Source organism: Erythrobacter sp. EC-HK427 (assembly GCF_902498745.1).
GTDB lineage: Bacteria > Pseudomonadota > Alphaproteobacteria > Sphingomonadales > Sphingomonadaceae > Alteraurantiacibacter.
This window is the reverse complement of the sequence record NZ_LR701479.1, coordinates 531,145-543,195: the sequence shown is the minus strand read 5'-3', so window position 1 is coordinate 543,195 and position 12,051 is coordinate 531,145. Positions and strand designations below refer to the sequence as shown.

Genomic DNA, 12,051 nt, shown 5'->3' with positions numbered 1-12,051 from the left:
TGCCGTCGAGGATTGCCGTGACCGTTTCCGTGCCTGCCCGTCATGCCATTGTGCAAATGGCCTGGGTTGTCGACGACCTCGAAGATGCGGCACGCCGCTGGCACCAGACCACGGGGATCGGGCCGTTTCTGGTAAACCGGCACATTCCGATCCGCGAACCCCTCTATCGCGGCGCGCCCGGTGCGGTCGATTTTTCAACCGCCATAGCGCAAGCAGGCCCCGTGCAGATCGAGCTGGTGCAGCAGCATGATGACGCACCGTCCTGCTACCGCGACAGCGTGCCCAAGGGCAGCGAAGCCATGCATCACGTCGCCATCATGGCGCCGGATTATGAAACGACGGTTGCCGGATATGTCGCGCAAGGCTTCGAAGTTGCCAGCGCAGGCCACTTCGGCACCGCGCGCTTCTGCTACGTGGATTGCCGCCCGGCGCTCGGCCACATGGTCGAGATTTTGGAGGAATGCGCCGCGATCCAAAACTTCTTTGCCGCCATCGTCCGCGCGGCAGATGAGTGGGACGGCGATCCTGCGGGCCTATTGCGAGAATTGTGACCGGCCTCTTCGCCACCTGCCACAAGGCGGGGGCGGGCCAGTGGAGAGAGAGTGATGACGAAGGCGATTTACACGATCGGGAAAATGCTGACCGCGCGAGCAGCGTCACACAGCGACAATCTGGCGCTGATCTTTCCGGATTCGCGCCAGACCTATGCCGAATTGACCGCAGCGGCCACGCGTTGGGCGAAGGCGCTGGCAGCACTTGGAGTAGAGCGCGGCGATCATGTCGGTATCCTGCTGCCGACCTGTCGTGAATTCCTTGAAGTCTACTATGGCTGCGCGCTGATCGGCGCGGTGACGGTTCCGGTGAACGCCCGGTACCAGCCTGGCGAGCTGGCTTATCTGGTACACGATGCCTCGCTGCGGGTGCTGGTCACGACGGGCAAGGTCGCGGATTCGCTCGACTTTGGCGAGCGGTTGGCCGCAGCGCTCCCTTCGCTGGCGGGCGCGGAGAACAATGCGGCGCTCACGCTGCCCGAAGCCCCGGCGTTGCGCCAGATCATTTGCCTTGAAGAACAATGCGCCGCCTCGCTCCTGCCCAAGAGCCGCGCGCTCGCCATGGGGGACAGCATCACCGATGCCGATATCGCGCAAATGACCGACGCGGTGCAGCCCGACGATATCGGCCTGATCCTCTACACCTCGGGCACCACGTCCAATCCCAAAGGCTGCATGATCAGCAACCGGGCGATGGTAGGCAACAGCCGCAATCTGGGCATACGCTACGAAGTGACGGCGCATGACAAGGTGTGGTCTCCGCTGCCGATTTATCACATTGCCGGTATCCTGCCGATGACGATGATTATGGATGCAGGCGGAGCGTACCTGACCGTGCCCTATTTCGACGCGGGCACGGCGTTGGAAATGCTGGAGCGGGAGCGCGCGACCATCGCCTATCCCGCCTTCGTCACCATCATGCAGGATCTGATTTCGCACGAACGGTTCAAGCAGACCAACCTCTCGTCAATGCGGCTGATGAACAGCAATTTTGCTGTCCAGCCGGAATGGATCAAGACCGCGATGATCGAGGCCATGCCCTCCATCGTGCACGTGGGTACCTACGGCCTGACCGAGGCCGCGGGCACGATCTGCACCAGCCGTTTGGACGAAACGCTGGAAAGCCGCACCACCCGCCTCGGCGTGCCGCTCGACGAGTGGGAAGTGCGCATCGTGAATGTCGAAACCGGCGCAGAATGTGCGACGGGCGAGCGCGGCGAAATCTGCGCGCGCGGCCCCAACATGCTCTCGGGATATTTCAACGCGCCGGAAAAGACGGCGGAAAGCATCCGCGATGGCTGGCTGCATACGGGCGATATCGGATCGTTCGATGAGAACGGCACGATCATGTTCCACGGGCGCACCAAGGATATGCTCAAGGTCGGCGGGGAGAATGTAGCGGCGGCAGAAATCGAAAGCGTGCTGCAAACCCATGCCGCGGTGAAGCTGGCGCAGGTTGTGGGGATGCCCGATGATCGCTACGTCGAAGTGCCCGTCGCCTTTGTCGAGCTATCGCCCGATTGCACCGTCGAACCCGAGGAGCTGATCGCGCATTGCCAAGGCCGGATCGCGAATTTCAAGCTGCCGCGCGCCGTCCACTTCGTCACCGCTTGGCCGATGTCGACATCCAAAATCCAGAAGTTCCGCCTGCGCGAAATGCTGCTCGAAGCTGGCGAACCAGAAGGCTGACTGTGGAAACGCTCTAGCTACGGTCTGACTGCGGTCCGCCGAACCAGTCGGGGCGACCGGCGGGCCAGACTGCGCCGTTTTGCGCCTGCCCGCCGTCGATCACCAGCAATTCACCGGTGATGAAATCGCCCGATGGGCCCATCAGATAGACGCAGGCTTCGGCAATGTCCCACACATCGCCACGCCGCTTCATCGGATTGGCATCGTGGAAGCGGGCGAGCGCTTCGGGCGGATAGACGCGGAAACCTTCGCTTTCGATCACGCCGGGGGCAACGCAATTGACGCGGATATCCAGCGGCGCCCATTCGGTTGCCAGCGTCTTGGAGAGATAGATCACCCCCGCACGCGCGGCGCAGGTATGCGCCGCTTGCGGCATCCCGCGTTCGACATTGGCAACGATGCTGATGACATTGCCCTTCGCCCCCTGCTCGCGCCAGCGCTGGGCGAGGGTCTGTGTCATCCACCAGGTGCCGTTGAGATTGAGATCGATCACCGAGAGCCAGCCCTTGCGGCTGAAATCGATAGCATCCTGCGGAAACTGGCCGCCGGCATTGTTGATCAGGTGATCGACGCGCCCGTGCCGTTCGAAAATCGCATCATACAGGCTTTCCACCTGCTCGGGCTCACGGATCGACATGGGGATGTGCATCGGCCGCCTGCCCGTGGCCTCCTCCAGCGCATCGCAGGTTTCGACCAGCTTGTCCTCCGACCTGCCGCAAATCACCACATGCGCGCCAAGCCGCGCTGCGAGGAAGGCGATGCCCTTGCCGATCCCCGATCCGCCGCCACTGACCAGCACGACCTGTTCCTTCAGCAGATCGTCGCGATAGACGGTCTGCATCGTCGCCAATTCGTGATTGGTGAAGTCGAACTTCGGGCGTGCCTCGTCTGCGGGAATGATGGGATCGACCTTGTTCATGCCTCAACCCATTCGTCCAGCACCGGCGTTACGGCAAGCCCCTCAGGCACGCGGTTCGCTCCGATCCGGCGGTCCAGCTCTTCATGCCAGTGATAGATGCGCCGTTCCTGATAATTGAGCGGCATACCGACGAAGCCCGGCGATTCCAGCGATTCCTGGATTTGCGGCGCATATTGCAGGTCTTCGTACAGGATGCGCTCCCAATTGGCCTTGCGCTGCTCCCAATTGGGATGCGGGTTTTCCGCGTCATATTCCGGCGCAATCCATGTCGAGACGACACGGCAGGTGCGCTCTCCGGTCGGCCAGAATTGCAGCAGCGGAATCCCGCTATCGCTCGGCGGCATCACGAAATTCGGGTAGATCATGTAGCTGACATTGTTGTCGCGCGGAATCTCGGTGACATTGGGTAGCTTGGGCATCCCGATCGTGCCGGGATCCTTCCAGTCGGGCCGCCGGTTGGGCGTCACCATCCGCGAATGACCCTTGGGCCACAGCGTTGCGGTCATTCCGCGATGATCGAGAAAGCGGTCCACCGATTGCTGGTGGATCGATTTCAGATGATAGACTTCGAGGAAGGCATCGAGCAGCACCTTCACATTGCATTCGACTTCGTAAGACCGGCTTTCCACGAAATCGAGCCGTTCGAATTCGAACTGCGCAAGCTCTGCCGCCATCGGGCCGATATGCTGAAGCAGCGGCTCTGCATCCGTGTCTTCATTGATGAAGATGATCTTGCCAATCGTCTCGCAGCGGACGGGTTTGAGCGAATGGCAGGAGAAATCCATGTCCGGAAAATCGCGCTTGTCGCGCACCGCCACCAGCTTGCCGTCCAGCGTGTAAGACCAGCCGTGATACCCGCATACAAAGCCGCGGCCATTGCCCGCATCTTCCGTCACCAGCGGCGCGCCGCGGTGCTGGCAGGTGTTATAGAAGGCCCGGAACTCCCCCGACAGATCGCGCAACACGATGATCGGGGAGCCGGTGTTGCGCACCAGCATCCAGTCGCCCGGTTGCGGAATCTGGTCTGCGTGGCAGGCATACAGCCAGGCGCGCTTCCACATCCGCTCGCGCTCCAGCTGCAAAAATTCGGCATTGGTGTACCGACCAGCGGGGATGGAAGGGAGCGCAGGGAAGCCTTCTGGCGGCCCTTTTCGCGCGGTTTCCTGTTCCATCCGCAGCTTGATTTCAGCAGTGATTACAGCGTCCATCTCGCCCTTCTCCAAAATCGGTAGCCACCATAGCGCACGAAACAGATAAAACAATCATGAATGTTTTTTTATTGCACGCGTTAGGGGGTGGCAAGCGCGCCGTTCAGGGCTATTGAGGGGCGGTGAGTTGATCCCTTGCCCGTGTGGCAAGCGGGAGCGGGATGGTTCAACCGGGATGTGGAAAACGGCAATGCAGGACATTTATATTCTCTCTGGCGCGCGCACGGCAATCGGCACGTTTGGCGGCTCGCTCGCCTCTTTCCGTCCGGCCGAACTGGGCACCATCGTGATGCGCGAAGCGATTGCCCGCGCGGGTGTCGATGCGGGTGCCATCCAGCAAGTGATGGTCGGCATTGTGATCCCCACGCAGCCGGCGGACGCCTATGTCAGCCGCGTTGCCTCGGTGAATGCAGGCATTCCTGTTTCCAGCGTGGCGATGAATGTGAACCGCCTGTGCGGCTCCGGCTTGCAGGCGATTGTGTCGGCAGCGCAGGCAATCCGGCTGGGCGAATGCGACTACGCGATTGGCGCGGGCGCAGAATGTATGTCCGGCGCGCCGCATATGACCAATGGCGCGCGTTTCGGCACCAAGATGGGTGATCTGACCTTGCAGGACGGGATGCTCGGCGCGCTGCACGATCCCTTCGACAATTTCCATATGGGCATCACAGCGGAGAACGTGGCCGAACGCTGCGGTATCAGCCGCGAAGAGCAGGACGCGCTGGCGGTCGAAAGCCACCGCCGCGCCGCCCGCGCGATTGCCGAAGGCCGGTTCAAGGAGCAGATCGTTCCGGTGGAAATCGCCACCCGCAAAGGCACGGTGATCTTCGATACCGACGAGCACGTCCGCAGCGATGCTTCGCCCGAAGGGATGGCGGGGCTGCGTCCGGTGTTCAAGAAGGATGGCACGGTTACGGCCGGCAATGCGAGCGGCATCAATGACGGCGCAGCCGCATTGGTGCTGGCGGGCGGCGATGCCGTGGCCCGCGACGGGCGCACGCCCTTGGCGCGTATTCTGGGCTGGGGCCATGCCGGGCTTGAACCCTCCGTCATGGGGCTCGGCCCGGTGGGAGCGGTTCCGGTGGCGCTGGCCCGGGCGGGGCTGACGCTCGACCAAATCGACGTGATCGAGAGCAACGAAGCCTTTGCCGCGCAGGCTTGCGGCGTCGCCAAGGAGCTCGGCTTCGATCCGGCGCGCACCAATCCCAATGGCTCGGGCATTTCGCTGGGGCATCCGGTGGGGGCGACGGGCGCGATCCTGACCGTCAAATGCCTGTATGAATTGCAGCGGACCGGCGGACGCTACGGCCTCATCACGATGTGCATTGGCGGCGGGCAAGGCATTGCGATGGTGATCGAAAACGCTGCGGCCTTGTAGTCGCGTCATGCGGTAAGGCGAGTCGCCAGCGGAATTGCCGTCCGGTCAGGCAGGCTTCAGGCCATCACTGCAGGGCGGTGATATCCACGAAAGGAATGCCATGCTCGTGGGCCAGTGTCTCGACATCGTCGGGGCGCGCCATCTCGCCATCGTCGCGCAGGATCGCGCAGATCACCGCCGCCTCGCCCGCATTGGCGCGGCGGCACAATTCCACCGCTGCCTCTGCCGCCGCCGGGCGGCTCGCCACGCCACCCGGATCGGTGATCAGCGGAAAGACATGGCCCGGCGAAACAATGTCGCTGGCGGTCGCATCCTCTGCCGTCGCCACTTTGATCGTGTGTGCGCGGTCCGCTGCGGAAATGCCGGTGGTGATCCCCGAGGCAGCCTCGACCGAGCGACCATGCGGTCGCCCGGACTGGTTTTCCCGGCGCGGATTGACGAGGCCGATGCCCAGCCCGATCGCGCGGTCACGGGTGAGGCACAGGCAAATCAGGCCGCGCCCGTGCGTCGCCATGAAGTTGATCGCCTCGGGCGTCACATGGCTGGCGGCGATACAGAAATCGATGTCGCCATTGCGGTGTTCGTCGCCGGTGATGATGACCATCCGGCCTGCGGCCAAAGCTGCGACCGCAGTATCGACCGCCCCGCTCATGCAGGCGTTCCGGCTCTGGACAGGGACAGCCCCCGCGCGCCTGCCACCACTTGCTGGCCAACCATTTCGAGTTGCAGCCGCGCCCGGTCTTCGAGGCATTCCCCGTCGGGCGAGAACAGCCCGCGATAGGTGCGGATCGTCGCGCCCATCGGCGTCGGCCAACCGCGCAGAGCGTGCACGACGCTGCGCAGGGTGAGCAGCGTGCTCATCGTTGCCTGATCGCCATAAGCGGTCGAAATCAGTCCCACCGCACGCCCGTCCAGATAGGGGCGTTCATCCTTTGAGAGGTCTTCCAGATAATCGAGCGCATTTTTGACGAGGCCGGAAATCGTCCCGTGATAGCCCGGCGCGGCAATCACAATGCCATCCGCCTGGCGCACCGCTTCCACCAGCTCGCCGCCCGAACCGGCGGCGTGGCCGGTGCCGAGATAATGCGGCAAAGCGCCCAGATATGCGCCGCCGAACAGCGCAACTTCGGCCCCGCCACGGCGCGCTTCGGCAAGGCAGGTGTTGAGCGCCTGTTCGGTCGTGCTGTGCGGATTGACCGTGCCACCGATCCCGACGATGCGGATAGTCATGCAGTTTTCCCTTCGGGTGTTGGCGGCTCAGAAACGGAGCGGGCCATGCGCGATATGCGGCAGCACATGGCGGGCGAACAGATCGGCCTCGGTGGTGTGCGGATAGCCGGACAGGATGAACGCTTCGATCCCCGCATCCTGATAGGCGCGCAGCTTGGCGAGCACCTGATCCGGCGTGCCGACAATCGCCGCACCGCAGCCCGAACGCGCGCGCCCGATGCCGGTCCACAGGTTGTCCTCGACAAAGCCGTCGCCGCCCGCCGCGCCGCGCAGCTCGGCCTGCCGCTGCACCCCGTAATTCTTCGCGTCGAGCGATTTTTCACGGATGGCGGTGCCGGTGGCCTCGTCTAGCTTGGACAGCAGCCGGTCGGCATAGGCGCGCGCTTCCTCCTCTGTTTCCCGCACGATGACATGGGCGCGATAGCCGAATTTGAGTGTCCGCCCGTATTTCGCGGCGCGGTCGGTCAGGTCGGCGATGTTGGCGCGGACATTCTCCATCGTGTCCGGCCACATCAGATAGACGTCTGCGGCTTCGGCGGCGCATTCGCGTGCGGCATGGCTCAGCCCGCCGAAATAGAATGGCGGGCACTTGCCCGAGAGAGTGGTGATCCGCGCCGGATCGAGATTGAGTTGGTAGAACTCGCCATCAAAATCGAGATGTTCGCCATTCAGCAGCGTGCGGACGATTTTCATGATCTCCGTCCCGCGCCGGTAACGCGCTTCGCTGTCGATGGTCTCCCCCGGCATATCGGAGGAAATGATGTTGACGTTGAGCCGACCGGCAGTCCTCTCCGCGTTCCAGCCGAGAATACGGTCCAGCGTCGCGATCCGGCGCGCCAGCTGCGGGGGCCAGTCTTCGCCCATGCGGGTGGCCCAGAGCAGTTTCATCCGCTGCAAATAGGGCGCGACGGCAGCGGCAAAAATGGTGGTGTCGACACCCAGCTGATAACCCGAAGGCAAAAGGATATTGTCGAACCCGCCTTCCTCGGCGCGCAACACGATATTGCGGCAATGTTCCCAGCTGGAGGCCAGCTGCGGGTCGGGCACGCCGAGAAATTCATAGTCATCGTCGCACAGCGCGGAAAACCACGCGATCTCGCACTGGGGTTTGTCGGTCATTACGGAAGCCTTTCTCCTCGCGCGGCAACGAGCACCGCGTACCAATCCTGCCGCGTCCAGCGCATTCCGGCGGCCTGTGCCCCTTCGGCAATGCGTTCGGGGTTTTGCGAGCCGATGATCGGCACGATCCCTGCCGGATGCGCCATCAACCAGCCATAGGCGGCGACCGAGCGGCTGACGCCCTGCTCGCTGGCAATCCGGTCAAGCTCTTCGGCCACAGCGCGGTCGCGCGGGCTTTGCGGGGTAAGCAACTGCCCGCCGCCGAGCGGCGACCAGGCGAGCGGGGTGAGGCCCAGCCGCATGGCCTGATCGAGTTCGCCGTTTTCGAAGCAATCGATGCGCAAGGGGCTGATTTCCGGCTGGGTCGCCACCAGACCGGTGCCGAGGAAATGCTGGAGCGCCTCGGTCTGCGCCATGGTGAAGTTGGAGACACCCAGCGCGCGGATTTTCCCCGCAGCCACTGCGGCGTCGAGCGCGCGGGCCACTTCCTGCGGATGCGCGAGGATGTCGGGCCGGTGAATTTGGTACAGATCGATGGTATCGACCCGCATCCGCTGCAAGGACGCATCGATGGCCTCGGCGAGATAGGCGGGCGATTGGTCATAGGGCAACGGCGGGCGGATGCCGCCCTTGCTCGCCAGCACCATGCGCGCCCGAAGGCCCGGCTCCGCCGCCAGAACCTCGCCGAGCAGCGCCTCGGCATCACCGAACCCGCTCGCCCCGTCAAAGCCGTAGATGTCGGCGGTATCGAGCAGCGTAATTCCTGCATCGAGCGCGGCATTCACCAGCCGAGCCGCCTCGCTAACGCTGCGGCCATCCTCCGCAAATCGCCACATCCCCCAAGCTATGGGCGAGACGGCGATGCCGCTGTGGCCAAGGATTCGCTGGGCCGGGATGGAAGGCAGTTCGCTCATGATTTCTCCCTGGGTGGCGCGATAGAAGCGCGCTCGATCAATGCGTGCGGCAGGCGGCGGTGCGTAATGTCGCCCCCTGCGATGAGGATTTCGGTTGCCGTGCGCGCCAGCTCCGCCATCGGCTGGTGGATTGTCGTCAGCGGCGGCCACACCGTGCGCGCGAGCGTGGTGTCATCAAAACCGGCCACCGACAATTCCCCGGGCACATCGATGCCGCGCCCGTGGGCAAAGGCCAGCACACCTGCAGCCATATCGTCGTTGGAGGCGAAAATTGCGGTGGGCGGATTGGCACCGTCCAGCAGGCTGCGCGCGGCATCAAAGCCGCTGTCAAAGTCGAATTCGCCTTCGCACACCAGGCTGGGTTCGAACGCGATGCCCGCCCGGTCGAGCGCGCGGCGATAGCCGAACAGCCGTTCCTCGCTTGCCATATGGCTCTTGTGGCCCTTGATGAAACCGATCCGGCGGTGGCCGCAATTGAGGATATGCGTGGTCATGTCATCCGCCGCCTGCGCATCATCCATGAACACCGAGCTGGTCAGCGCATGGTTGGTGCCGGGCGAAATGCGGACGAAGGGAATATCCAGCGCATCCAAAGTGCGCAGCACCGCCTCGCAATCGGTCACTGGCGAGGACAAGATAATCCCGTCCACCTGCGTTTCCGAAATCAGCCCGCGCACCTGCTCGCCCACGGTCGGATCCTCGACATCGACCGGCTGCGCCAGCAAGCGGATGCGGTGCTGGTGGCAATACTCCCAGCACCCGGTCTGGATCTGGAACATATAATAGGGGCTGTGATTGTCGTATATGAGCGCGATCTGGTTCGACTTCGCGCCCGACAGGATGCGCGCGGCAACGCTCGGGCGGAAATCGAGCGCCTTCATCGCTGCCTCGACCTTGGCCCGCGTGGCGTCGCTGACATAGGCGTGCCCGTTGAGCACGCGGCTGACCGTTTTGACCGCAACCCCGGCCTTTGCCGCCACATCGTTGATATTGGCCCTGCTGCTCATCCTGCCAATGCCTCCTGCATAGTCTCGAAGAGCGTCCTATGCCCGCTGTCCGCGCGATAGAAAACCGGGGGCCTGCCGATGGGCGCATCAATATCGTGCAATCCGGGGGAAACGGACTCGCCGCTCCAGCAATCGATCCATGCATCGCCGCGCGGGATCACGACGCTGCGCCGCGTTGCGCCCGCCTCGATCACCGGCGCGACAAGCAAGTCTTGCCCGTAGAGGAACTGGTCTTGCACGGCGAACAGCTCCGTCTCTCGCGGATAATGCAGGAACAGCGGCCGCTGCAACGGGAGGCCGCGCGCCGTAGCTTCGGCACACAGCGTGCGGACATAGGGCGCGAGATGGGCATGAACCCGGCTCCAGCGCGCGAAACAGGCGAGCAGTTCGGGGGTGGAATCATATTGCAGATTGTCGTCGGGCCGGTTGCCTTCGTGGCTGCGCATCACCGGCGCAAAGGCTGCCAATTCGCACCACCGCTGCATCAGCTCGACGGTGCGGATATTGCCGTGGAGCGAGGTGTATCCACCGCAGTCGGAATGGCTGTAGGCATTGCCCACCAGACCCGCAGACAGCGCGGCGGTGATGACGGTGCCGATCCCGTCATGGCGGGTGAAATCGACCGACTGGTCGCCCGCCCACAACAGCGGACAATGCGCCTGCACGCCCGAAAAGCCCGCGCGCATAAAGAACACCGCCTCGCCGCCTTTGCCGCGTTCGGCGATGGCGCGGGCGTTGACCTCGGCCCACAGCACCGGCCAGCGATTATGCGCCTCCAGCGGATCGGACCCGTCGGCCAGCCGCACATCGGTGGGCAGATATTCGCCGAAATCGGCCATCCAGCCCGCCATGCCAGTGTCGAGCAATTCCTGCCCGATCACCCGCTCGGCAAACCAGTGGCGGGTTTCCTCGCGGGTGAAATCGAGCACGCCGCAGTCGAATTCCCCGAAATCGACCAGATAGACCTCGTCACTGTCGCGTCGCAGGCAGAAGTGGCCTGCAGCGAGCGCGTCTGCAAACAGTTCACCGTCTTTGGACAAGTAGGGATTGATGTAGCCGAGGAAGCGGATGCCGCGCTCGCGGAATCGCGCGATCCTCTCCGGCAGACCGGGATAGCGCTCCTCACTGCGGGCGCCGCCATGCCAGTCCCAGAACAGCCTGCGCCCGAAGCTGGTCTCGCGCACTCCCGCCCAATCCTCGCACCACACCCCAGCCACGCTGGCACCGGCGGCGATGAAGGCTTCCAGCCGGCCAAAGCCGGTGACGCCCGATTTGAGCCCGACAATCGCGCCACCGGTGATCCATTCGGGCAATTCGGGCTGGCGGCCGAAGCGTTCGGACAGGCGCTCGACAAGAGCCGCGGGGCCATCGGCGACGAAGAACTCGAACCGTGCGGCAGCCGCCCAGACCTCGACCGAGTGCCGCGCGGGGTCGGTGAAATCGAGCACGCTGTAGCAGCTTTCGCCGCAATGCACCGCGAGCCAGCGCGAGGTAAGGAACGTGGGTTGGGGGTAGTTGGTGTTCCAATAGTCACCCCCTGCCATCCCCTCGCTGTCCATCAGGCGGGTAAGCGTGGTTGTCTTGTCGCGGCCGACGCCCGGCTCGCTCGTCCACATCGGAAAGCGGCGGCCATTGAGCGCGAGATAGCTGAGCTGCTCGCCGCCGCCCCACACGGTTTCGCCTGCTTCGGCATGGAAGTGGAGATAGAGGCGGTCATGGTATGGCTGCTTCGCCAGCACCGTCATACCGTTCTCGGCAAGACAAAGGCTGGCGATGACTTCGCCATCGTGCAGAAATTCGACCGCGTCAGCGCTTTCCCGCCAGCTATCCGGCGCGAGCATTTCTGTGGGAGCATCGGTGATGCGAAAATTGCCGCGAACCATGGCAATTCCGGGCTTGCCACGCGCTATGACCAGCGCAGGACAGGTTTTCGTATGCCGTAGCAGCAGCGTTTCCCCGAAATGGAGATCGAAGCCGTCTTCTGTGGCAATAACGGCCGGTTTCACGGCATTTTCCCTCTCATCACGGGCATTTCT

At 63.6% G+C, this 12,051-nt stretch carries 11 protein-coding genes; 3 read left to right on the top strand and 8 right to left on the bottom strand.

The window, feature by feature from the left end; translation table 11 throughout:
• The first annotated feature begins 17 nt into the window (after positions 1 to 17).
• Together GC121_RS02710 and GC121_RS02705 are read left to right on the top strand one after the other, a co-directional pair.
• On the top strand, positions 18 to 551 hold the full coding sequence (locus GC121_RS02710) for a VOC family protein (RefSeq protein ID WP_234421084.1): 534 nt from the start codon (positions 18 to 20) through the stop codon (positions 549 to 551).
• Positions 552 to 605: 54 nt separating this feature from the next.
• The gene (locus tag GC121_RS02705; RefSeq protein WP_151972637.1) at positions 606 to 2,240 is read left to right on the top strand and encodes a class I adenylate-forming enzyme family protein; all 1,635 of its coding nucleotides are present in this window, start codon (positions 606 to 608) and stop codon (positions 2,238 to 2,240) included.
• A gap of 13 nt (positions 2,241 to 2,253) precedes the next feature.
• Here GC121_RS02705 and GC121_RS02700 read toward each other — a convergent pair whose 3' ends face one another.
• A complete protein-coding gene (locus tag GC121_RS02700) occupies positions 2,254 to 3,159 on the bottom strand; it encodes an SDR family oxidoreductase (RefSeq protein ID WP_151972636.1) in 906 nt (301 codons plus the stop codon).
• Positions 3,156 to 4,367: an aromatic ring-hydroxylating dioxygenase subunit alpha gene (locus GC121_RS02695; protein ID WP_151972635.1), complete on the bottom strand. Its 1,212-nt coding sequence runs from the start codon at positions 4,365 to 4,367 to the stop codon at positions 3,156 to 3,158. The genes GC121_RS02700 and GC121_RS02695 overlap by 4 nt, the downstream gene beginning before the upstream one ends.
• Positions 4,368 to 4,557: 190 nt before the next feature.
• On the opposite strand from GC121_RS02695, the gene GC121_RS02690 reads away from it, so the two are divergent.
• Positions 4,558 to 5,745, top strand: coding sequence for an acetyl-CoA C-acyltransferase family protein (locus tag GC121_RS02690; RefSeq protein WP_151972634.1), 1,188 nt, complete (start codon positions 4,558 to 4,560; stop codon positions 5,743 to 5,745).
• Between the two features lie 64 nt (positions 5,746 to 5,809).
• On the opposite strand, the gene GC121_RS02685 is transcribed toward GC121_RS02690, so the two are convergent.
• From GC121_RS02685 to GC121_RS02660, 6 genes are read right to left on the bottom strand one after another with little or no spacing between them, the layout of a single operon-like run.
• Positions 5,810 to 6,397 carry a 3,4-dihydroxy-2-butanone-4-phosphate synthase gene (locus GC121_RS02685; protein WP_151972633.1) on the bottom strand — a complete coding sequence of 196 codons (588 nt, stop codon included), beginning with the start codon at positions 6,395 to 6,397 and terminating at the stop codon, positions 5,810 to 5,812.
• Complete coding sequence (locus GC121_RS02680) at positions 6,394 to 6,975, bottom strand: NADPH-dependent FMN reductase (RefSeq protein ID WP_151972632.1); 582 nt, start codon at positions 6,973 to 6,975, stop codon at positions 6,394 to 6,396. Before GC121_RS02680 ends, GC121_RS02685 begins: the two co-directional genes overlap by 4 nt.
• Positions 6,976 to 7,002: 27 nt before the next feature.
• On the bottom strand, positions 7,003 to 8,094 hold the full coding sequence (locus GC121_RS02675) for an LLM class flavin-dependent oxidoreductase (RefSeq protein ID WP_151972631.1): 1,092 nt from the start codon (positions 8,092 to 8,094) through the stop codon (positions 7,003 to 7,005).
• A complete protein-coding gene (locus GC121_RS02670) occupies positions 8,094 to 9,008 on the bottom strand; it encodes an aldo/keto reductase family oxidoreductase (protein ID WP_151972630.1) in 915 nt (304 codons plus the stop codon). Before GC121_RS02670 ends, GC121_RS02675 begins: the two co-directional genes overlap by 1 nt.
• The gene (locus tag GC121_RS02665) at positions 9,005 to 10,015 is read right to left on the bottom strand and encodes a LacI family DNA-binding transcriptional regulator (protein WP_151972629.1); all 1,011 of its coding nucleotides are present in this window, start codon (positions 10,013 to 10,015) and stop codon (positions 9,005 to 9,007) included. The genes GC121_RS02670 and GC121_RS02665 overlap by 4 nt, the downstream gene beginning before the upstream one ends.
• Positions 10,012 to 12,021, bottom strand: a complete 2,010-nt coding sequence (locus GC121_RS02660; protein ID WP_234421083.1) for an alpha-glucosidase — start codon at positions 12,019 to 12,021, stop codon at positions 10,012 to 10,014. The genes GC121_RS02665 and GC121_RS02660 overlap by 4 nt, the downstream gene beginning before the upstream one ends.
• Between the last annotated feature and the right edge of the window lie 30 nt (positions 12,022 to 12,051).

Bases quoted from the DNA above. Each gene is read 5' to 3' on its own strand.
- GC121_RS02685 (WP_151972633.1), bottom strand. From the start codon at position 6,397: ATGAGCGGGGCGGTCGATACTGCGGTCGCAGCTTTGGCCGCAGGCCGG.
- GC121_RS02670 (WP_151972630.1), bottom strand. From the start codon at position 9,008: ATGAGCGAACTGCCTTCCATCCCGGCCCAGCGAATCCTTGGCCACAGC.
- GC121_RS02690 (WP_151972634.1), top strand. From the start codon at position 4,558: ATGCAGGACATTTATATTCTCTCTGGCGCGCGCACGGCAATCGGCACG.
- GC121_RS02695 (WP_151972635.1), bottom strand. From the start codon at position 4,367: ATGGACGCTGTAATCACTGCTGAAATCAAGCTGCGGATGGAACAGGAA.
- GC121_RS02705 (WP_151972637.1), top strand. From the start codon at position 606: ATGACGAAGGCGATTTACACGATCGGGAAAATGCTGACCGCGCGAGCA.
- GC121_RS02680 (WP_151972632.1), bottom strand. From the start codon at position 6,975: ATGACTATCCGCATCGTCGGGATCGGTGGCACGGTCAATCCGCACAGC.
- GC121_RS02700 (WP_151972636.1), bottom strand. From the start codon at position 3,159: ATGAACAAGGTCGATCCCATCATTCCCGCAGACGAGGCACGCCCGAAG.
- GC121_RS02665 (WP_151972629.1), bottom strand. From the start codon at position 10,015: ATGAGCAGCAGGGCCAATATCAACGATGTGGCGGCAAAGGCCGGGGTT.
- GC121_RS02675 (WP_151972631.1), bottom strand. From the start codon at position 8,094: ATGACCGACAAACCCCAGTGCGAGATCGCGTGGTTTTCCGCGCTGTGC.